Origin of the sequence: Deinococcus psychrotolerans (genome assembly GCF_003860465.1) — a bacterium.
Taxonomy (GTDB): domain Bacteria; phylum Deinococcota; class Deinococci; order Deinococcales; family Deinococcaceae; genus Deinococcus; species Deinococcus psychrotolerans.
Genome location: NZ_CP034183.1, coordinates 1,311,224 through 1,331,041, shown reverse-complemented (window position 1 = coordinate 1,331,041; position 19,818 = coordinate 1,311,224). Strand labels below are relative to the sequence as shown.

20 protein-coding genes are annotated in these 19,818 nt (G+C 61.4%); 9 read left to right on the top strand and 11 right to left on the bottom strand.

Annotated elements, in window-relative coordinates; translation table 11 throughout:
• The first annotated feature begins 231 nt into the window (after positions 1-231).
• Both EHF33_RS06520 and era read left to right on the top strand, forming a co-directional pair.
• A complete protein-coding gene (locus EHF33_RS06520; protein ID WP_124869054.1) occupies positions 232-1,554 on the top strand; it encodes a DUF2330 domain-containing protein in 1,323 nt (440 codons plus the stop codon).
• Positions 1,555-1,618: 64 nt separating this feature from the next.
• Positions 1,619-2,536, top strand: coding sequence for a GTPase Era (gene era, locus EHF33_RS06515; protein WP_124869051.1), 918 nt, complete (start codon positions 1,619-1,621; stop codon positions 2,534-2,536).
• A 21-nt stretch (positions 2,537-2,557) separates the two neighbouring features.
• On the opposite strand, the gene EHF33_RS06510 is transcribed toward era, so the two are convergent.
• The 5 genes from EHF33_RS06510 to EHF33_RS06490 form a co-directional block, all read right to left on the bottom strand.
• Positions 2,558-3,013 carry a hypothetical protein gene (locus EHF33_RS06510; RefSeq protein WP_124869049.1) on the bottom strand — a complete coding sequence of 152 codons (456 nt, stop codon included), beginning with the start codon at positions 3,011-3,013 and terminating at the stop codon, positions 2,558-2,560.
• A 70-nt stretch (positions 3,014-3,083) separates the two neighbouring features.
• Positions 3,084-3,857, bottom strand: coding sequence for an ABC transporter permease (locus EHF33_RS06505; protein ID WP_124869046.1), 774 nt, complete (start codon positions 3,855-3,857; stop codon positions 3,084-3,086).
• A complete protein-coding gene (locus tag EHF33_RS06500; RefSeq protein ID WP_124869043.1) occupies positions 3,857-4,798 on the bottom strand; it encodes an ABC transporter ATP-binding protein in 942 nt (313 codons plus the stop codon). The genes EHF33_RS06505 and EHF33_RS06500 overlap by 1 nt, the downstream gene beginning before the upstream one ends.
• A 35-nt stretch (positions 4,799-4,833) precedes the next feature.
• Positions 4,834-5,556, bottom strand: a complete 723-nt coding sequence (locus tag EHF33_RS06495; protein ID WP_124869040.1) for a PIG-L deacetylase family protein — start codon at positions 5,554-5,556, stop codon at positions 4,834-4,836.
• Between the two features lie 103 nt (positions 5,557-5,659).
• Positions 5,660-6,823 (bottom strand): glycosyltransferase, encoded by a 1,164-nt coding sequence (locus tag EHF33_RS06490; protein ID WP_124869036.1) that lies wholly within the window; start codon positions 6,821-6,823, stop codon positions 5,660-5,662.
• A 69-nt stretch (positions 6,824-6,892) separates the two neighbouring features.
• Between EHF33_RS06490 and hisA the strand changes: the two genes are divergently transcribed.
• Positions 6,893-7,639, top strand: coding sequence for a 1-(5-phosphoribosyl)-5-[(5-phosphoribosylamino)methylideneamino]imidazole-4-carboxamide isomerase (hisA, locus tag EHF33_RS06485; RefSeq protein ID WP_124869032.1), 747 nt, complete (start codon positions 6,893-6,895; stop codon positions 7,637-7,639).
• A 73-nt stretch (positions 7,640-7,712) separates the two neighbouring features.
• Here the strand turns inward: hisA and EHF33_RS06480 are convergent, their stop codons facing one another.
• Positions 7,713-9,080, bottom strand: coding sequence for an anti-sigma factor (locus tag EHF33_RS06480; protein ID WP_124869028.1), 1,368 nt, complete (start codon positions 9,078-9,080; stop codon positions 7,713-7,715).
• Between the two features lie 187 nt (positions 9,081-9,267).
• Positions 9,268-9,846, bottom strand: a complete 579-nt coding sequence (locus tag EHF33_RS06475; RefSeq protein WP_124869025.1) for an RNA polymerase sigma factor — start codon at positions 9,844-9,846, stop codon at positions 9,268-9,270.
• Positions 9,847-10,011: 165 nt separating this feature from the next.
• On the opposite strand from EHF33_RS06475, the gene EHF33_RS06470 reads away from it, so the two are divergent.
• On the top strand, positions 10,012-10,377 hold the full coding sequence (locus EHF33_RS06470; RefSeq protein ID WP_225429929.1) for an FUN14 domain-containing protein: 366 nt from the start codon (positions 10,012-10,014) through the stop codon (positions 10,375-10,377).
• An 83-nt stretch (positions 10,378-10,460) separates the two neighbouring features.
• Here the strand turns inward: EHF33_RS06470 and EHF33_RS22120 are convergent, their stop codons facing one another.
• On the bottom strand, positions 10,461-11,453 hold the full coding sequence (locus EHF33_RS22120; RefSeq protein WP_338135035.1) for an FKBP-type peptidyl-prolyl cis-trans isomerase: 993 nt from the start codon (positions 11,451-11,453) through the stop codon (positions 10,461-10,463).
• Positions 11,454-11,887: 434 nt separating this feature from the next.
• Here EHF33_RS22120 and fabZ point away from each other — a divergent pair, with 434 nt between their 5' ends.
• From fabZ to EHF33_RS06440, 4 genes are read left to right on the top strand one after another with little or no spacing between them, the layout of a single operon-like run.
• Positions 11,888-12,406, top strand: a complete 519-nt coding sequence (fabZ, locus tag EHF33_RS06455; RefSeq protein ID WP_124869022.1) for a 3-hydroxyacyl-ACP dehydratase FabZ — start codon at positions 11,888-11,890, stop codon at positions 12,404-12,406.
• Between the two features lie 3 nt (positions 12,407-12,409).
• Positions 12,410-13,561 (top strand): LptF/LptG family permease, encoded by a 1,152-nt coding sequence (locus tag EHF33_RS06450; RefSeq protein WP_124869019.1) that lies wholly within the window; start codon positions 12,410-12,412, stop codon positions 13,559-13,561.
• Complete coding sequence (locus EHF33_RS06445; protein WP_241191294.1) at positions 13,504-14,691, top strand: MGDG synthase family glycosyltransferase; 1,188 nt, start codon at positions 13,504-13,506, stop codon at positions 14,689-14,691. Before EHF33_RS06450 ends, EHF33_RS06445 begins: the two co-directional genes overlap by 58 nt.
• Complete coding sequence (locus tag EHF33_RS06440; RefSeq protein ID WP_164473428.1) at positions 14,688-15,950, top strand: polysaccharide deacetylase family protein; 1,263 nt, start codon at positions 14,688-14,690, stop codon at positions 15,948-15,950. The genes EHF33_RS06445 and EHF33_RS06440 overlap by 4 nt, the downstream gene beginning before the upstream one ends.
• Positions 15,951-16,264: 314 nt before the next feature.
• Here EHF33_RS06440 and EHF33_RS06435 read toward each other — a convergent pair whose 3' ends face one another.
• On the bottom strand, positions 16,265-16,750 hold the full coding sequence (locus EHF33_RS06435) for a hypothetical protein (RefSeq protein WP_124869016.1): 486 nt from the start codon (positions 16,748-16,750) through the stop codon (positions 16,265-16,267).
• A gap of 60 nt (positions 16,751-16,810) precedes the next feature.
• On the bottom strand, positions 16,811-18,136 hold the full coding sequence (gene der / locus EHF33_RS06430) for a ribosome biogenesis GTPase Der (RefSeq protein ID WP_124869013.1): 1,326 nt from the start codon (positions 18,134-18,136) through the stop codon (positions 16,811-16,813).
• A 234-nt stretch (positions 18,137-18,370) separates the two neighbouring features.
• Between der and EHF33_RS06425 the strand changes: the two genes are divergently transcribed.
• Positions 18,371-18,856 carry a DinB family protein gene (locus tag EHF33_RS06425; RefSeq protein WP_164473427.1) on the top strand — a complete coding sequence of 162 codons (486 nt, stop codon included), beginning with the start codon at positions 18,371-18,373 and terminating at the stop codon, positions 18,854-18,856.
• Here the strand turns inward: EHF33_RS06425 and EHF33_RS06420 are convergent.
• Complete coding sequence (locus EHF33_RS06420) at positions 18,853-19,770, bottom strand: LysR family transcriptional regulator (RefSeq protein ID WP_124869007.1); 918 nt, start codon at positions 19,768-19,770, stop codon at positions 18,853-18,855. The two genes, EHF33_RS06425 and EHF33_RS06420, sit on opposite strands and share 4 nt — an antisense overlap.
• Positions 19,771-19,818 lie beyond the last annotated feature (48 nt).

Sequence of the window (19,818 nt, the reverse complement as noted above, 5' to 3'; positions counted from 1 at the left end):
CAGTTTAGCTCATCTAAGCGGCACACAAGCGCCCTACCGCATCATTTTCGGGAAGCCGATTTTTTGGGCATAGCCTCAAGCCAGCACCGTAGGCAGGGAAAGTGTCCGCTTGCTTTGCCACACTGTCACGCACGCTCACTTCTCACCCAAAATAATGCTCAGATGAAAGCGTAATCTCAGTTAGGTTTCGGCCCAATGGTTTCGTTCATTTTCGCTTCGGGAGGCCCATCCATGAAACGACTCAAGCGGCGCACCTACACTCTGCTCAGCTTCGCTCTGGCTTCGTCGGCGCTGGGATTTTGCGGCTTTTTTGTGGCCAAAGGTGACACCAAGCTGTTTAACCGCAGCAATCAGGTGGTGATCGCCCGCGACGGCAAACGCAGCGTGTTCACCATGATGAACGACTATCAGGGCGACGCCAAAGACTTTGCCCGCATCGTGCCGATTCCGGTGGTGCCGAAGCGCGAGGATCTGAGCATCGGCGATCCCAGCATCATCAAAAAGCTGGACGCCTACAGCGCACCGAGGCTGGTGGAATATTTTGACGAAGACCCGTGTGCGCCTCCGCCCGTGATGATGGATGCTGTGCCCGCGCCGAGTGCAGCTCCCATGCAAAAATCGGAGGCCCGCGCCAATGCCTTGGGCGTCAAAATTGAAGCCAGCTATCAGGTGGGCGAGTACGACATCGTGATTTTGAGCGCCAAGCAGCAAGACGGCCTCGCCACTTATTTGCGCGGCGAAGGCTATAAGTTACCCGCTGGAGCCGATGAAATGCTGGGCGGCTACATCAAAGGCGGCATGAAATTCTTCGTGGTGCGTGTCAATATGGAGCGCTTCGATAAGAGCGGCGGCGGATTCCTCAATCCGATTGTACTGTCTTACACGTCCGACAAGTTTATGTTGCCGATTCGCCTCGGCACGCTCAACTCGCCGGGTGAGCAAGATTTGACGGTGTATCTGCTTTCGCCGTATGGCCGGGTGGAAACCAGCAATTACCGCACCGCGCCGATTCCTACCGACAAAGAAGTGCCGATGCTGGTTCAAGATCAGTTCGGTTCCTTTTACCGTCATGTGTTTCGTAAAGCTTACGAGCGTGAAGGCAAAAGCGTAGCTTTTATGGAGTATGCCTGGAACACCAACAACTGCGATCCCTGCGCGGGTGAGCCGCCGACGGCCGCCGAACTCAAGAAAGCGGGGGTGTTCTGGGAGCAGCAGCAGGGCTTCGGCGGCAGGTCGGTGCCGTTACCGCCGCCGGGCCAGGGTTCTATCCGGCCGAGCGGAAACGGTGAAGCCAAGCCGGTGTTCCTCACGCGCCTGCACGTGCGCTATACCCGCGCCACCTTTCCCGAAGATTTGCAGTTCAAGCTCACTGACAATCAAGACACCTTTCAGGGCCGCTACATTCTGCGCCACCCTGCTGAGAGTGGCAAAACCTGCGCGGCCAGCAAGAGTTACACCGCTTCACTCAAGCGCCGAGCTGAGCTGCAAGCCCAGACGCTGGCCAATCTGACCGGCTGGGACATCAACCACATCCGGCAGCGCATGGCCGAGTAGGGTTAGGGTGGCCGAATAAGAGCGAAGCGCATTAGGAAGCGGCTGGCCGTGAGACAATGCCCACATGACGGATTTCTCTTCCAGAACCGACGCGCCGACCCGTTCAGGGTTCGTGGCGATTATCGGCAAGCCCAATGTGGGCAAAAGCACTCTCCTCAATACCTTTTTGGGTGTCAAGGTGGCCCCGACCAGCCCCCGCCCGCAAACCACCCGCAAAGGGGTGCGCGGCATCTACACCACCGACGACGCGCAGCTCGTCTTTGTGGATACCCCCGGCATTCACAAGCCCAAAGACGCTATGGGCAAGTACATGAACAACGAAGTCAATACGGCTCTGAGCGACGTGGACGCGGTGGTGTGGGTGGTGGATCTGCGCCATCCGCCCACCGACGAAGACCGAATGGTGGCCCGCCAGATTCGGGATTTGCCCAAGGCGCTGACCTTGGTGGGCAACAAAACCGACGTGGCCAAGTACCCCGACGAGGCCATGAAGCTGTATAAGGCGTTGCTGGAAGGCCGCGAACAGCTCAGCGAAGTGATGCTCAGCGCCCAGAACAATCCGGCGCGGGTACAGGAGCTGCGCGACCAACTTCTCTCGGAGCTGCCGGAGAATCCCTTTTTCTTTCCGCGTGGAGCCAGCAGCGATCAGAGCCGCGAGCAGTGGGCCGCCGAGATCATCCGCGAGGAAGCCATGAAGAAGTTGCGCGACGAGTTGCCTTACGCGGTGGCCACCCGCGTCAACTCGTGGACGGAGCGTGACGACGGCCTTCAGCGTATCGAGGGTGAGATCATCGTTGAAAAAAGCTCCCACAAAGGTATGGTCATCGGCGCAGGCGGCAAGCAACTGCGCGAAATCGGTCAAGCGGCCCGCAAGCAACTCGAAGTCTTCCTGAACCACAAAGTCTATCTGGGCTTGGAAGTCATCGTGATCAACGGTTGGCGTGAAGACGTTGAGGCTCTACGCGAGTTGGGATACGAGTAATAAAGTATCTTCACCCTTTTTCTAAGAGACGAAGACAGTTTTGACTTTGATGGGTTGGTTAAGTTGAACTAGTCGAGTCGTCTTTCCATCTGTCATCAACGCGGCAAATCTTATTGCCGTTCCGTCATCTAATCGGATATTTAACTCAGCTGTGTAGCGTCGGTTACCGTTGATGAAGACCTCTTTGCTTATTGGAGCACTTTTATACACTTTGTCTCCAGCCAAAATATAAAAACTATGAGCGACCACATTGGACGGAATGGGAAGATCAGAAGCTAAGTTGATGATGGCAAATGTGGGGCTCTTTCTGTTGTTTCCGCTGTTGACTATTTCTGCTGTGACAGTGATTGTTGCTCCGCTTAAAGTGATGCTTGAAGGCGCAGTTTCAATTTCCGAGCTTGTAGGGTTTGGGAGTGTGACTGTGTTGCAACCTGCCAAAAGTAGTGTGCCTGTTAGTAAAAAATCAAATCGTTTCACAAATCGAGTCTAACAAAAAGCGGGCGAGGAGTCTTGACACTCCCGCCCGCTTCTCTTTGCCATCTACTTGTTACAAATCCCGTTTCTCGAAAGCGAAGATCGCCAACACTGAAAAGCCGACCGTGTAAATGACCATTAAGATGATCGGCTGTGTCAAATCTCCCTGACGGCTGTAGAGATCGAGGTAAGTGGTAATCAAAATCTTTTGCAGCGCTTCGGGAAAGACCACCAACATATTCATGATCTGGATGGTGGCCAGCGTAGCCAGCGCCGCCGCCGCCGTGTTGAGGTAAAGCACCGCGAAGAGCAGGGCCAGCGCCGCAATCGGCATCAGCGCCAGGGCGTCGAGGAAAAAGGAGCGCAGCACTTGGCCAAACGCCTCGCCGCTGCTGAGTTGGCCCACGCCCACGAATAGGCCCGGCCCCAGCCCGGTGCCGCCGCTGAAATCGCCGAAGCCGAAGCGCAGGCCCGCCACCATACTGGCCACCAGCAGCACGGTGAGCAGCATGGCCGGGTAAATCAGCGCAGTAATCAGTTTGGCGATGATAATTCGGCTGCGGTCAATCGGGCGCAAAATCAGCGGAGCCAGCGTGCCCTGCGAAATCTCGCTGCCGATCATCTCGGCGCAGGTCAGGGCCACCAAGAGCGGCAGCAAAAACTGGGTGATGGTAATCAGCGAGAGCGTCGGCACTTGCCAGCCGCTGACGATGACCAGGTTATACACTTCTTTGAGGCGCGGGGCGAGCGGCCAAATCCACGGCAGCAGCACGCAGATGAGAACGGCCAAGCGGGCGCTGCGGGCACCGAACAGCTTGCGAAATTCAAGAGCAATGAGAGTCAGCATCAGTTTTGCTCCACCCGTTCGCGGTAGTACTCGTAGAGGTCAAAATGGTCGGGGCTGGCCTCAAACACCCGGATGCCCGCCGAGGTGAGTTGCGAGAGCGCGTCAGGTACACGTGACTCGCCGCCGAGGTGGGCGATGGCGTAGGGCGTGCGGGTCGTCGCCTTTTTGACATAAGGCAGCGCTGAGAGAATCTGGGTGGCTCCCACCGGATCGTCCACCCGAAAACGGTAAGCCGCTTGGCGGGCGCGGAGGTCTACCGAGTCGACCATCCGCCCGCCGGTCAGAATGCCGACGGTGTGGGCATAGGTGGCGATTTCGCGCAAGTGGTGGGTGCTCAAAATCACCGCGCAGCCGCTGGTGGCTAGCCCGGTCACGATCCGGTGAATCAGGCCGATGCCCAAAGGATCAAGCCCCGAAGTCGGCTCATCGAGGATCAGCACTTTGGGTTCGGCCAGAATCGCTGCCGCCACGCCGAGACGCTGCCGCTGCCCCAGCGAATACTGCCCCACCGGGCGGTCAGCCATGCGGGTGAGTTCGAGGAGGGCCAGCACCTCGCGCACCCGGTCACGGCTGATTTTTTTGGTGCCGGGGGCCATTGCCGCGAGCTGGGCGTGCATGCTCAAGTTCTGCGAGCCGGAAAACTGCGGGTAAAACTTGGCCGGCGCTTCCACCACTGCGCCCAAGTTGGCGCGGGCACGCGGGCCGTCGCTGTGAACGTCGCGGCCCATGATCGTGACCTCGCCGCCAGTCGGAAAGGCGAGGCCAGTCATACAGCGGATCAAGGTGGTTTTGCCCGCACCGTTGGGGCCGGTCAAGGCATAAACCTCGCCGGGTTTGACGCCCAGCGAGACTTCTTCGAGCACCACCTGATCTTTGTAGCGTTTCTGAAGGCCCTTGACCTCAATGGCCGGGCGCACGGGAGCAAGTGAGGATTTCGTCACAGAGTCAGCTTAAGGCAAACAAGCAGACGGGGTTCTTACACGCCAGCCGGCTTTTTTTCCACTTGAATTTGCTCCACCTCATAAAATGTTTCTTCCAAGATGCGTTCAGGAAATTTGCGAATAAAATCCACCGTGCTCAGCGCCTGGGAGCGGTGGCAGGCAATCGCTTGCAGTTTGCGGGTGATGTGGCGGCTCACGTCGCGCTTGATATTGGGCGGGATCCACATGGCCAGAAGCTCTTCATTTTCCGGCGGCTTTTCGGAGGCGTAATACCACAGCTTGGGCCGCTCCTGTTCCGGTAAGCTGTCCCAAGCGGCTTTGACGGCTCTGTGAGCAGTGATGTGGTCGGGGTGGCCGTTGCTGCCGTTCGGCGGAAAAGCCAGTACGGTTTCGGGTTTGTGGCGCTGCATGGCGTCGCGGGCGGCCTCGACCAGCGGCTCAAACGGCTGGTCTTTGAGGTACTTGTCGGGAAAGCTGAGCTGCTCGTGTACTTGCAGTCCGATCACGTCCAAGCAGGCCCGCAGCTCCAACTCGCGCAGCTTGGCGAGTTCCTCGGGCGTGTTGCACAGGCCCAGCGTGCGTCCCGCTTCGCCGCGTGTCAGGGTCACGAGGCCAACCGTGTGGCCCTGTTCAATCAAGTCCATCGAGGTGCCGGACGCGCCGTACACTTCGTCGTCGGGGTGGGGAAGAATCAGCAGGAGTTTCATCTTGGTTGGGTTGGCGGTGGCCAGGTTCAGTGAAGTTGGGGCGGCAGTCATAACGATCAGGATACGGCGTTCATTCGCTCAATTGCCGCTGCCGTCCTGGAAAAGTACCGCCGATCCAGAATGGCTGGTGCCGACCAAGCGCGGTGAAGAATCGCTAAGTAACGGACGAACGCTTAGAGAGCAAGCCTTCGTACACGCCCAGCAAGGCCTTGGCCCGTACCCGCAAATCGTATTGCTGAGCACTGGCTCTGGCCGCGGCGCGGCGGCGCGGCAAGGTTGCGGGTTCGAGAGCGCTTAGCAGGCCCTCGGCAAGCGCTCCCGCGTGGGCCTCTCTGATCAGGCCGTTTTCGCCGAGCAGCGCACTGGTGTGAATCAGGTCTTCGGCAGCTGGACTGCGGGCGGCCACCAATGGTGTGCCTGCCGCCAGCGCCTCGATCATCGACATCGGCAAGACTTCACTGGTGCTGGCGGTGATGAACACGTCGGCGGCGGCCAAGAGCTGCGGCACTTCCGCGTAAGGCAGCGCTCCGGTAAACACCGCGCCCTGCGGCCTGCGGGCTTCCAGCGCGGACTTCACCGGCCCGTCGCCCACCACCAGCAGCCGGAGGTCGGGGCGGCGCTGACGGGCTTCGTCAAAGGCCCGCAACATCACGTCCAGATTTTTTTCGGCGGCCAAACGGCCCAGCGAAATCACCAGCGGAGCCTCATCCGGCACCCCGTAGCGCTCCCGAACGGCCCGGCGAATCTCTGGCGTGTCTGCCGCCTGAAACGCCTGCAAATTGACCGGATTGGGCATCAGGGCCACCGAGCCGCCGTAGCCGTAATCGCCGAGCATCTCGGCCATCGCCCGCCCCGGCACCAGCACCTGATCCACGCTGCGGGCAAAGGCCGCCACGTGCGCCCGCGTGAGGCTGCGGCTGACCCGGCGCGGCACCAGCGGCGCGTAGTGCAGGTACTGCTCGTACTGGGTGTGGGCGGTAAATACCACCGGCGTCTGAAAGCGCCGCGCCCAAAAGCGGGCCAAAATCCCCGGCAAAAACGGGTGCATGGTATGGAAAATGTCGGTGCCCCGCAGCGGCAAGCCTGCCACCGCTGGCGGATTGGGCCACAACAGCACTGGATAATCGGCGGGCGTGCCCATCATGGTACTGGGCAGGCGGTACACGCCGTCCTCAGCGGGGGGGCGGGTAGGGTGGTTGGGCGCGTAGATGCTGACCTCGTGGCCGAGTGAGCGCAAACCCTGCGCGAACAAAGCGGTGCTGGTCGCGACCCCATTGCGCGAGGGAAGATAAGTGGTGGTGACAAAGCCAATCCGCACGGTAGTGCTGAGTGTAGCGTGATCGGCGGCCCTATAACCGCTGCTGAGCGCTTCAGGTAGACTTGCTCCATGACCAGCTCTTCTCCAGCTCCTTCCCTCGCGCCGCTGATTTTGCCGTGCGTGGACATCCAGCAGGGCCGCGCCGTGCGCTTATACGAAGGCGACCCCGAGCGCGAAACGGTGTATTTCGATTCGCCGCTGAAGGCCGCCGAGCACTGGGTGGCGCGGGGCGCGGGGATGCTTCACCTCGTTGACCTGGACGCCGCCACCGGACGCGGCGAAAATAAAGCCATCATCGCTGAGATTGTGGGCGCAGTGGGCGTGCCGGTCGAGGTCGGCGGCGGTATCCGTGACCACAAAAGTGCCGAGGCGCTGCTGCAACTCGGTGTGGCGCGGGTGGTGATCGGCACGGCGGCGGTTGCCCATCCCGAGCTGGTGAGCGAACTGCTCGCCGCGCACGGCCCCGAGCGGGTGGTGGTCAGCGTGGACGCCCGCGCTGAAGGTGGGCGCTTAGAAGTCGCCACCCACGGCTGGGCACAGGGCAGCGGCGTGCAGGTGGCCGAGATCACCGCCGACCTCGCCGGACGCGGCTTAGAGATCCTGATCTTTACCGATGTCAGCCGCGACGGAACTTTGCGAGGCCTCGACGCCGCTCTGATGGCTGAAATCCGCAAGTTGTGGATCAATACCTTGATTGTGGGCGGCGGCGTGCGCGACCTTCAAGACGTGGCCTTGCTCGAAGCCCTCAAGGTTCAGGGCGCAATCGTGGGCCGCGCCATTTATGAAGGGACGTTGCCTTATCCGCTGCCGGTTTAGGACAGCGCTGGGTGGGCAGGGCAAACATAATAGACCGGTCGGCGGCGAGCCAAGCGTCACGCTCTGTCGCGTCTCAGAACCGCGCCGTTCCGCGTCCCAGCAGCAAGGTGCCCAGTCCCCAAGCGCTGCCGACAATCGCCAAGCTCGCCGCCAGCGCCGGAATGCTCAGCGTGGCGCTGAAGGCCAGTAAGCCTGCCAGCGGGCCGGAGATGTCGGGCAACGCGAGGTGCAGTTTTCTGGCGACGCTGCGCCCCGCCGCGTAGACGCTGACGCTCAGGCCGGTGAGTGCCGCCAGTCCACTCAGCAGGGCCAGCACCAGTCCCGCGTCCGTCCAGCCGAACGAGAGTAGCAGCAGGCCCAGTCCGCTGAGGCCCAGTCCGGCCAGCGTGCCTGCTGCCAGCGTGCGAATGGGAGCGCGGCGCTGGGTGCGGGCCAAAGACGCGCCCCAGCCGCCCCGCAGCAGCAGGGCAGTGACCGCCAGCAGCAGCCCCGCGCCCAGCCAGCGCTCCAGCAGCAGGTTCGGCTTGGGATGCGCCGCGCTCAGCGCTGTCAAGTGCCCTTGCAGCGGCGTGTTTTGGATGGCGTCCCATAGCGCGGGTAAAGTCAATACGCCGGTCATGGCGAAGGCGAGCGTGCCCAACCGCTGCACCGCTGGGGTGGGCCGCGCCACGATCAGCCAACTCAGCAGTGCCAACACCGCCACGCCGAGAAGGGCGGGCAGTGGCAGCGCGAACGGCGCGGCGCTGCCGAGGAGTCCCAGGGCGCTCCTGGCCGCTTCATTGCCGCGCAGCACGGTGAGGCCGCCGAAGGCCAGCACCACGCCCAGTCCGCCCAAGCCTGAAGGTCCGCCGGGTGGATTGAGCCGGGTGCGGCCCAGCGGCGGCAGCGTTTCATGGATAGGCGTCTGAGGAGTCGGGGCATCTGCTGGTGCGTCAGCCTGAGCCGCCTCCGCCGCCACACGCGCCGCCAGCGAAAAGGCCAATGAGCGCGGCAGCTCCGGCTTGGGCCACTGCCGCAGGAGTTGGGCGAGCGGGTCGGTTTCGTCTGTTTCTTTCGGTTGCCCGTCTTCAGCGATCCGCGCGGCGATGCTAAAGGCCACCGAACGCGGCAAGGCCGCTTGCTGCTGCACGCTGTCAAACCAGCGGCTGATGGTGATGTCGCTGAGGACTTCAGCGGCCAGCGAGTGTGGCAAAGCAGGAGGAGCGGCGGCGCTGAGGACTTGCTGAGCTTGAATGTCTCGCCTTATTTCGGCGCTGAGTGAACGCGGCATCGGCGGGGTTTCGGCGCGGCTCAGCAAATGGCCAGCCGCCGCCCAGCGCTGAGTTTCACGCTGCTGCTCGGGGTCTTGCAGCGCCGCCTCAAGCTCGACTTGCTCATGGGCGCTGAGCATTTCGCCGTCCTGAGCGCGGTGCCACAAATCGCGCCAACTGTTCTGAGTCATGCTCTCACCGCCCTTTCGCCCCCGTTTCCTCACTGCCACAAAAAGGCCAAGGTTGGCCCCATACCTGCTCTACGCGCCTTGGCCCCGCCGAGTTCCCGGCAGCAAGTTTAATGTTAAAGAGTTCGGGTAAACATGAAAAAGCTCAGCGCCGTTCCCACGCTCACGGCCCGCAACCCGATTTCTGCGTTCAGTGAATATCGCTGAGACTCGTCAGCAGCGACGAGAGCTGCTCTTTGGCGCGGTACACCCGGCTTTTGGCGGTGCCGAGGGCCACGCCCTGAATGCGGGCGATGTCGTCGTAAGGCAGGTCTTCGACAAAGCGCAGCACCACCGCCTCGCGGTATTCGGGGGCGAGCTGCATCAAAGCACGCTGCACGCGGTCTTGGGTCTGAGCGCTCTCGGCTTCCTGCACCGGACTGCGCGAGGTGCTGACCACCTCAAAGCCCACCTCGTCTTGGGCTTCTTCGAGCGAAAAACGGCCGAGCTGCTTGCGGCGGTGCTTTTCGATTTGGGTGTTGCGGGCAATTTGGTACAGCCACGGCAGCGCCCGCTCTCCAACCCTGAAGGTGCGAATCGAGCGCCAAGCCCGGTAAAAAACTTCTTGGGTTAGGTCTAGGGCGTCTTCGGCGTGGCCTTCGAGGCGGTACAAATAAGCGTACATTCGCCGTTCGTAGAGCGAGATAAAAGCCTGCCACGCCGCTTCGTCGCCGCTCTCGAGTTGAGCGAACAAGGCGGAGTCAATCACATCTTCAGGCAAACTCATCATGCCTAAGATACAGCCAAGCGTCACTTTTGGGCGTCTATCTTTTGGTTGAGGTGGGTTGGCCAAGAGAGGTGAAGAGCAGGGGCCAAAAAACAGCGGTCAAATGAGCGGCGGCCAAATGAGCAGCAGCCAAGCTCGGTACTCAGACTTTGCCGTTAACATGGCGCGGTGTCTTCAGCTCCCGCCGCTTCCCCCGCCGATTCGTCGCTGGCCCACAGCCTTTCGCAGGCTATCTTGCCGCTGTTGCCGCCGCTGTCGCTGGGCGCGGTCTTGGGCTTCGCGGCGGGCTACGCCGTGCGGGTGGTGGGCCGCGTGGCCCTGCTGATCGTCGGCCTGCTGTTCGTGGCGATTCAACTGCTCTCGTACTTTGACCTCATTAGCGTCAACTGGCTGCGCTTTGAAGCGCTCAGCGGCCCCTGGCTGCAAGACAGTGGCAAAAGCGTTTGGAACTGGGTGTCCGGCGTGCTGACCCATGATCTGCCGTTTGGCGGCGCGTTCGTGGTCGGGCTGCTGCTGGGGCTGCGCAGCCGCTGAAAAGCCGACACTATTCAAAAAGCCGCTCTCCCTCTCCGGAAAGCGGCCCCTGCTTTTTGACTTGAGCTGTTCAGCCTTAAAGACTAGAACTCGTCGTCTTGATCGTCGTCTTCGCCGTGGGCGTGGCCGTGCGCCAACTCGTCTTCTGTCGCGTCGCGCACACTCTTGATGGTCACGTCAAAATTAAGCACTTCTCCGGCCAGCGGCGGGTTAAAGTCGACCGTCACGTCGTCGCCGTCTAAGCCCATCACGGTAAAGGGCGTCACGCTGCCGTCTTCGGCCTGAGCAAAGTAGGTGGCTCCCACTTCGATGTCGTCTTCGAAGTCTTCGCGGGCAATCACTTGAATGTCGTCTTCATTGCGCTCGCCGTAGCCGTCTTTGGGCTGCACCGTGACCATCATGTGATCGCCTGCCGATTTACCTTCCAAGGCCTTTTCCAAGCCGGAAATGATATTGCCGTGGCCTTGCAAGTAGGTCAGCGGCTCCCCGCTCTCGCTCTTGTCCACCACTTCGCCGTTGACGGTCAAGGTGTATTCGATTTCTACCACTTTATCGTTACTGATGTTCATGCTTTCTCCTGTGAACTGCGTGTTTGGATTTTGCTTGCTGAGATCATCGTCATCATGGACATGGCCGTGCGCCAACTCGTCGGCGGTGGCGTCTCGCACACTTTTGATGAATACATCGAAATTAAGCACTTCACCGGCGAGCGGCGGGTTAAAGTCGACCGTCACGTCGTCGCCGTTTAAACCCATCACGGTGAAGGGGGTCACGCTGCCGTCTTCAGCTTGCGCGAAATAGGTGGCCCCTACTTCTATGTCGTCGTCAAAATCCTCACGGGCAATAATCTGAATGGCCTCGTCGTCGTGCTCGCCGTAACCGTCTTCAGGCTGTACTGTAACTTTGACATGATCGCCTGCCGATTTACCTTTCAACGCTTTCTCTAGGCCAGATACGATGTTGCCGTGGCCCTGCAAGTAGGTCAGTGGCTCCCCGCTTTCACTTCGGTCTACCACCTCACCATCGATAGTCAGCGTGTATTCGATCTCGACGACTTTGTTATCGCTGATGTTCATGTGCTCTCCTCTAGGCTGCTCACTTTTGCCGAGCAACCAGTAACTACTCCCCAAATTTCGCTGCTTAGAATACCTCAGCGCGGCGCGGAGCCGTGTCCTTTACCAAGCTGGGCTTTGTAAGCCTGTTTCTTTAGGCGGCACTCTAGGCAGCAGCGCCCTGCTCTGGCGCGTCTCTGCCCGGTTTCGGGCGTTTTTTTGGGGGAGGCGTGTTAGCATACTCAAGCTGGATTTGAGCTGATCTGAGCTGAAGCTGGCTGGGCTAAAGCGGCGCGGTCAGCCCAACGCAGCGTTTTACCTTTTTCATCTGCCGGCTCTTTAAGGTGGAGTCGGTGTTGAAATGGGCTAAGCGGCGGACAAGGCAAGCGGAGATGAGTGAGGACAGTGGACGCTCAGCTGCCGGCTCGCCCACGCCACCACGAGGAGAAAAGACGAGCATGACTGACGCCCAAGCTGCCCCCCCAGAGCCTTCATCGGCTTTGGGTATTCAAGAGGTTCTGGCCACCCTACCGCACCGCTTTCCCTTCGTGTTGGTTGACCGCGTTCTCTCGCGCGGCGGCGGCGAGGCCCACGCCCTGAAAAATGTCAGCATCGGTGAGCCGTTTTTTGCCGGTCACTTTCCAGGTGAGCCGGTGATGCCAGGGGTCTTGATTCTCGAAGCCTTGGCACAGGCCAGCATGTTTTGTCTGCCGCTCGAAGCGGGCGCGATCGGTTACCTCGCGGGCATCGACGGCGCACGCTTTAAGCGCAAAGTGGTGCCGGGTGATCAGCTTCACCTGTATGCCAAGCTGGAGTTTTTTCGCCGGGGGCTGGGCAAAACCACCTGCCGCGCCGAAGTGGACGGAGTGGTGGTGGCCGAGGCGAATATTTTGTTTGCTCTGCCGCCCGTGCCCAAAGCTGCGCCTGCGATTCAAGCGGCCAGCGCTTCTGAGGCCAGTACCGGAGAACCGAGCTAAGCAATGCGCCTGACCCGTTACGTCACCCGCGAACTCTTGCCGCCGCTCATCGCCGGAACGTTGATGTTTACCGCCGTGCTGAGCTTTGGTTACTTTTTTATCAGCTCGCAGTTTATCGTCGGTGCGCCCATCGCGCTGATCGTGCGCTGGATCGCGTATCAAGTCCCCGATACCCTGGTCAAAATCTTTCCGATGGCCGTCGTGCTGATGGTGGTGGTGGCCTTTGGCCGGATGGCCACCGAGCGTGAACTGGTGGCGGTGCAGTCCGGCGGCATTTCGCTGGGCCGCCTGGCGCGTCCGGCGGCCATTTTGGCGCTGCTGGTCACGGCTTTGTCGGTGTGGCTTTCGCTGTGGGCGGCTCCGGCAGCCAATGTCGCCACCCGCAGCCTTTATTGGGACGTGCTGACCAGCGCGGGCCTCAGCACCCTTAGCGGCAAAACGGTGGACTTGGGCAAGGGATTACTGCTGAGTCTGACCAGTTACGACACCAAAACCCAGCTCATGAACGGTGTGCGGATTGAGCAGTGGGGCGCAGACGCCAGCAAGCCCCAGCAGGCCACCATCATTTTTGCCGAAAGCGGGACATTCACCGGCAATGAAATCAAGCTCAACAAGTACCAGCTCTACACCGCCAACTATGCGGGCGTGCAGGCGCTGAGCCAGATTCCCGACACCGATCCAGCCGCTTTTCGGGAAGCGGTGCAGACTATTTTTCCGCTGGGTGTGACGGCCCCGAGCGATCCCAACGCGCCGCTGATTATTGACACTGGCCTGTCACGGGCCGAGACGCTGGCCAAATACGCCGACGCCATTGGCGCGGACTCGGCAGGCTGGCCGCAGCTCATCACCCAGCTCACCGCCCCGAATGTGCCGCAGACCGAGCGCGACGCCGCCCGCCTGACCCTCAACCGCAAATTGTCGCTGCCGTTCGGCAACCTGGTGCTGGCGCTGGTGGCTTTGCCGTTTGCCCTGCGCTTCGGGCGCAGTTTGGGCGTGGCGCTCGGCAGCGCCCTGCTGATTTCGGTGGTGTATTACCTGCTGTTCTTCGTGGGCCTGACCGTCGCGGGCCAGAGCGCAGCGCTGAGCGAAGTGGGCGCGTGGCTGGCCAATATAATCTTCTTTTTCACGGGCCTGTGGCTCCTGAGACGGGCCTGACGGCGATGCGGGCGCTGATTCTCTCGGCCTCGTTTGGCAGCGGCCATCACCAGGCCAACGCGGCGGTGGGCGAGGCGCTGCGTACCCTGCTGCCCAGCACCGAGGCCCGCCAAACTGACTTTTTGCGCCACCTGCGCGGCTATGAGCGCCAGATCGTGCTGGGCACTTACTTGGCTTGGCTGCGGCACAGCCCCGAGAGCTACCGCTGGTATTACCGCTTCACCGACCGGGAAACGGAGCCGAAAACCATCCGCGACACCTACAAATGGATGGGCCGCGAGGGGCTTCGGCGCGAGCTGCAAAGTTATCAGCCAGAGGTGGTCGTCAGCTCGTACCCGACCCCGGCGGCGGTGGCGGGGCACCTGCGTGAGCGCGAGGGCTTTGATTTCCTGAATGTGCTGGTGGTCACGGATTACCGGGTGCATCAGCACTGGGTGCGGCCCGAAGCCGACTTGCTGCTGGTGCCGACGGCCGAAACTGGGCGTCAGATGGTCGAGCGCGGCATTCCTGAAGAGCGGGTGGTGGTCACGGGCATTCCGATTCACCCGCGCTACCGCGAGCTGATCGGTGCGGACCGGACTGGCCTGCGTCTCAAGCACGGCCTCAAGCCGGACGTGCCGCTGCTGCTGATGTCGGGCGGTGGGCAGGCCACTTACCGCAGCTTAGAAAAAGTCATCTCTCAGCTCGGCTTGCTGGAGCGGCCCGTGCAGGTGCTGGTGCTGGGCGGCAACGGCGCAAGCGGTGAGGTGGCCGTGGAGCAACGTGGCCAAGCCAGCGTCTACCGGCTGGGCTTTACCAACGCCTTTGCTGAACTGCTGGCCGCTTCCGACTTGGTGGTGGGCAAAGCCGGAGGGCTGACGGTGGCCGAGGCGACCACACTGGGCGTGCCGATGATTATTTATGATCCGATTCCCGGACAAGAAGAGTACAACGCCGATTACTTGGTGCGCGGAGACGCGGCGATTTGGTGCAAGAGCTTGGCCGAAGTGCGCCCCGCTGTGATACGCGCTTTAGAGAGTGCCGAACACGCCCTTCTGAGCGCTGGAGCTTTGCGCCTCAGCGTGCCCGACGCCGCCGACCGCGCTGCACAGGCCATTCTCACGGCGTTCGGGGAGCGCCAGAAGCGGTGAAGTGCCGCACGCGGGTCATTCTCGGCGGCGCGGCGGGTTTGACGGCTTATTACGGCCTGCCTTATCTGCTGGTGCAGGTTGTGGGCCTCGGGTTGGTCAGGGAGGGAAGCCGCAGCCATTACGACCTCGCCCTGACTTTCGATGACGGCCCCGACCCTAGTACCACCCCCGCTGTGCTGAACGCGCTGGCGGCAGTCGGGGCACGCGCCACTTTTTTTGTGGTGGTCGACAAGGCCGAAGCCCACCCCGATTTGATCGCCCGAATGCTCTCGGCAGGCCACCAAGTCGAACTGCACGCCGTCAAGCACCGCCACACTTGGCTGCGGAGTCCTTGGGGAGCGCTTCTCGAACCCCGGCGCGGCGCGGCGCGGCTCTCAAAGGTGCTGGGCCGTCCGGTGCGCTACCACCGCCCACCGCACGGCGCTTATACCCTCGCCACGGTGCTGGGTCAGCGCTGGGCCGGGCTCACCGGCGCACATTGGAGCGTGGAGTCCCGCGATTGGCACCCTGACTTTTCGGCGCAGGCGGTGCGCGAGCGGGTGTTGTCGCGCTCGCGGCCCGGCGCGGTCACCGTGATGCACGATGCTGGCCCCGGCGCGGCCAAAACGGTGGCGGCGTTACCGGTGTTGCTCAGCGAGCTTCAAGCGAGGGGCTACGCCTTTCATCCCTTAGCCACTTTACCGGGCCTCGCGCCGCTGGGCCGGGCCGGGTTGCTTCGCCGCATTTCTGGCATCACCGATTTGATTTTTGACCGTCTCAGCCACATCGAGCCGGTAACTCAGCGGGCCGACAACGCTTTTCGGGTCGGGGTGACACGTCTTCCGTTCGGGCCCATCACCTTGAAAACAGGTCAGGTCATCGAAAAGGGTGCAAAAGTGCTGGATTTGCACGTCCGCAGCGATCATATGGTGGATTTCGGCGTCAAGCGTGGGATGCGGCGGGCGACGGCGTGGGATTTACCCTGGCTGGCCGACGAAATTACGCGCCGCCCCGATTGGAAAGACGCGCAGGGCATTTATACGCTTGGCACATTGACCTCGCTGGCCGCCATGTTCGGCTTCGAAACCTATGACTTGCCGTCTGCGGAGGCCCAGCGCCTGACCCGCTGGGCCAACTGGCTGCGCCGCGCCTACGGCACGCAAAAAGAAGCGAACAGCGCTCGCCTGAGCATCATCGGTATGGACGCTTTTTTAGCGCGGTATTTGGGCAAAGGCAAAGACCAAGCCGAGGGCGGCCCCGCGCCTGCGAGTCGGCTTTAAGGTTTGGGCGGCGGGCACTTCTCCGGAGAGTGCAGGACAGTTCGCGGCAAACTCAGCCGAAAAGTATCAGGGCCTTTAAACCTCCTAACGCTCACTCGGAGGCAGGGTTGCCGCTGAGAATTGGACAGGCTAGTTGTAAGCGGCGCAAGTTCGGTGGGCGAAGGTGCGCCGTCACTCGGCTGGCCCCGAACGACCCTGTTTGTGGTGTGTGGGAGCCAGAAACTGGACGCCGACCCAGCCACAATCAAAAAAGCCAATGCTGAGGGCAGCATGGCTTGTTCTGAGCGTCTATTCGGTTAAAGCGGTGAAGCGGTTTACAACCCCGGAATCGGCGCGGCAATGTCTCTAATGGTCTGTCCGTTCGCTGCCGAGGCGCTGCTGACTTGCTGGGTCTGGTCATTGAGGCTTTGCAAGTCCGCTTCGTTGAACTTGCCCTGTTTGAGGTCGCTGCCGATGTTGCTGAATGAAGCCTGAAGCTTGGTCAGCTCGCCGTCCATCTTTTTGAGGAGAGGAGAGTTGCTGTTGTGGGCGACCTTCTCAGCGACATTGAGTTCGTGAGCGGCAAACAACAGGGCCGCGCCCCCCTTGACCAGTTTGACGGTGCGCCCCGCCGCGCCCGCCGCGAACTGCCCACTGCGGTAGGGTGCCCAAACCCAGTGGTGAAAGGCAAAATAGGCCGCGCCGAGGTGGGCCACGAAGCGGGTTTTGTCGAGAAGGGCGTGGCTGGTGCTGAGCGGGCCGACAGCCAAAACGAGGGTCGCGGTCAGCAAAGCCGACTTGCGAAATGAAGATGAAGTCATGCACGAAGAATGGAAGGCAGAGTTCAGGTCAGCATGAAACTTGCGGCCCGCTGCGGCAGATTACTCTTCGTCGTCTCCGCCCTTCTTGCCTTTCTTGTATGGCCCTTTCTCTTTCCATTTCAGGCGCACCGGCACGCCCGCCATCCCCAGATCCTCGCGGATACGGTTCATCAAAAAGCCCTCGTAAGCCCGCGTCACGAAATCGGCGCGGTTGCAAAAGACCGCAAAAGTTGGCGGCGCGGTTTCCACCTGCGTCATAAAGTACATCCGCAGCGACTTGCCGTGGAAGTTGGGCATCCGCTGTTTCATCGTCCAGATACCCAGCCACCTGTTGAGTTCGCTGGTCGGCACGCGGCTTTGCCACTTTTCATAGAGTTTCATGGCTTCGGCCAGCATGTCGTGGATGCCGTAATCGTTGATGGCCGAGGTATAGACGCGGGGCGCGTAGGCGATGTGGTGGAGCTTTTCGTTGAGTTCGCGCTCGGTGCGTTTGAGTTCTTCGTCGGGCACCAGATCCCACTTGTTGACCACCACAATGACGGGCTTGCCGCTCTCATACGAGAGGTTGGCGAGCTTGAGTTCGTGATCGCCGATCTCGCTGGCGTTGACCACCAACCAGATCACGTCGCTGCGCTCGATGGCGGTCTTGGAGCGCTCAATGGCGTATTCCTCGATGCTGGTGTCGGGCCGCTTGCGAATACCCGCCGTGTCGACCAGCACGAAGCGCTGACCCGAGTAATCCCATTCCACGTCCACGCTGTCGCGGGTGGTGCCGGGCTGATCGGCCACGATGACGCGCTCGGTGCCGGTCAGGGCATTGAGCAAGCTGGACTTGCCCACGTTGGGCCGCCCGATAAACGAAATGCGAATCGGCGCGATGTCCGGCACGTCTTCGGTATCTTCGGGCATGTGCTCCATCACGCGGTCGAGCAGGTCGTCTAGGCCGCGTGCGTGCTCGGCACTGAGCGCCACCGGATCGCCGAAGCCCAAGCCCCACAGATCGGCGAGGTAGGTTTCGTGCTTGGGCGAATCGATTTTGTTGGCGGCCACGATCACCGGCTTGCCGAGCTTGCGCAGCCAATCGGCCACCTCGTAGTCGGCAGCCGACAGCCCCTCGCGTGGGTCGGTCACGAAAATCACGCTCTGAGCGCCTTCCATGGCCCACTCGGCTTTTTCACGAATGGCCTGTTCCCACTCGTCGCCACTCCACAGTCCGCCGGTATCGATCAAAATGATCCGGTGGTTCTGGTACATCATCAGGCCTTCTTTGGCGTCACGGGTCACGCCGGGGAAGTCGGCCACGACGGCCTCGCGGCGGCCCACCAGACGGTTGAAAAGACTCGACTTGCCCACGTTGGGGCGGCCTACAATAGCGACTTTATGCATAACTGACTCTCCTTTGCGGTGTCGCAGTTCCAGCGGAGTCATGCCGGAAGTGCGCCGATATGGTGCGCCTGACCCTTACACATCTTTGGGGTGCGCGTTTTCGGGCGTTCGTTGATCTCACCTTGAGGCAAGTCTGAACGCGAAGCAAAATAAGATACAGGATACAGGTGCAGGCGTTTGTAACTGCGGGCGGCTTGTGGGTTTCGGCTGGTGAGAGAGCGCAAAATGGACTGTGTGGACGAACTCCTGACCCTGCTCGATTACCACGCCTGGGCAACCGAGCGCACTGTGCAGACGCTGACGCCGCTCAGCGCCGAAGAATTTGGCCGCGATCTGGGCAGCAGTCACGGCGGCATCGGCGGCACGCTGGCGCATCTCTACGGCTCTGAGCTGATCTGGACGGCGCGGCTCAGAGGGGAGAAGCCGCCCGGTTTTCCAGCGCCCGGTGAACTGCTGCCACTGTCTGAGCTGCTGCCCCGCTGGCTGGTTCACTTGCAGGAGCGCCGCGCTTTGGTGGTTCAATTGCCGCCAGAGCAGCTTCTGCACTACGACAATCTTTGGGGAGAGCCGATGGTGAGTCGGGTAGATGACAGTCTGCGCCACATCGTCAACCACGCCAGCTATCACCGGGGTCAGGTGGTGGGGATGCTGCGCCAGCTCGGTCACAGCGCCGTCAATACGGATTTGATCGGCTTTTACCGGCAGCAGAACCGAAGCTAGACCTCACTGTTTTGCCCTGCTGTCGTCTGCGTGGCGGTCAGCAACTTGATGAACTGCTGAGCGGGCAAGCTGAGCGGCTGACCCTCCAGTGTCACCAGCGTCAGCGGACGGGCCAGCGAGAGTTCGGGAAATTCCAGCATCAGCAGTTGGCCCGCCCCGACCTCGCGCTGAACGGCCAGCGACGAGAGAAACGCCGCGCCCACCCCCTGCATCACCAGTTCTTTAATGGTCTGGGTGCCGCTGGCTTCCAGCAAGGTGCGCCGCTCCAGCCCCAGAAGCTGGAAGGCGCGTTCGGTGACGGCCCGCGTCCCCGATCCCGGCTCGCGCTGAATCAGTAGGCAGCGGCTCAGATCGGCCAACTGGGGAGTTCCGGCGGCCCAGGGGTGCTGCGGCGAGATCACCAGCACCAGCCGGTCTTCCAGCAGGGGGCGGGCGCTCAGGGCGCTGTCGAGCCGCGAGAGTTCGCCCTCGACGATGCCCAGTTCGCCCCGCCCGGACAGCATCAGGTCTTCGACGTGCTGCGAATTGCAGGCCTCGATCTTGACCTGCACCTCCGGAAACGCTCGGCAAAACTGTGCGAGGTGCTGGGGCAAAAAATACTCCGCAGCGGTCACGCTGGCCAGCAGCGAAAGCTGGCCCCACTGCCCCGAATGCACTTTCTCGGCCCACTCCCGCGCCTGACGCAGGCCGCGCTCAGCACTCAGTGCGTGCGGCAGCAGCGCCCGGCCCGCTTCGGTGAGTTCGATACCGCTGCGGCGTCTGATATAGAGCGGCTCGCCCACCGCTTCGCGCAGCCCGCGCAACTGAGCCGAGAGAGCCGGTTGACTGCGGTTGAGTTGCTCGGCAGCCCGTGACACGTTGCCGAGCCGAGCCACCGCCGCAAAACAAATCAGACCATCTGCTTGAATTGCCACTCGCCCAGTCTAAAGTTATTCAGATAATGGATAACGTAGATCAAAGAA